The organism is Aestuarium sp. (genome assembly GCF_023253315.1).
Taxonomy (GTDB): Bacteria; Pseudomonadota; Alphaproteobacteria; order Rhodobacterales; family Rhodobacteraceae; genus Marivivens; species Marivivens donghaensis.
This window is the reverse complement of record NZ_JALRGW010000247.1, coordinates 1-502: the sequence shown is the minus strand read 5'-3', so window position 1 is coordinate 502 and position 502 is coordinate 1. Positions and strand designations below refer to the sequence as shown.

The following is a 502-nucleotide window of genomic DNA, read 5'->3' as shown; positions in this document are numbered from 1 at the left end:
ATATCAACTTCGCCAGAGGCCAACGCGGTGAAGCGGGTCTGACCAGTGGTTGGAACGAACTCAACCGCCATTGGGTCGCCGAATACGGCGGCTGCAACGGCACGGCATACCGCAACGTCAAAACCTTCCCAAACGCCGCTGGCATTTGGTTCTGCGAAGCCTGTGAGACCTGTGGTCACACCACAGTTCATGCTGCCACGCGCTTTGACCTCATCAAGGGTCGACGCTTGGGACATACCCGCAGCCATACCAGCAACTGCCAGTGTAGCTAGGACTACTGATTTTTTCATGTTTACCTCTTCCTATTGGACCGCCCTTTTGGGCTGTTTCCTCAATGGCCATAAGACCACCTTCATGTCAGTGGCCCGCAGAAGCGAGCCAATGCCGCTTAATTGGGCAAATATACCGCCCAAGGTCAAGGCTTGAAGCTAGGTTTACGAAACGTAAAGCCTAACTTTATAGCAGCCGTTCGTGGGATGCTTGCTGCTTAGGCAGATTACAT

At 53.4% G+C, this 502-nt stretch carries 1 protein-coding gene; it reads right to left on the bottom strand.

The genetic code is table 11. The features are described 5' to 3' along the window. A partial coding sequence (locus AC1QQ2_RS15160) for a transporter substrate-binding domain-containing protein (RefSeq protein ID WP_479713773.1) occupies window positions 1–290 on the bottom strand: 290 nt, incomplete at its 3' end. Between the last annotated feature and the right edge of the window lie 212 nt (window positions 291–502).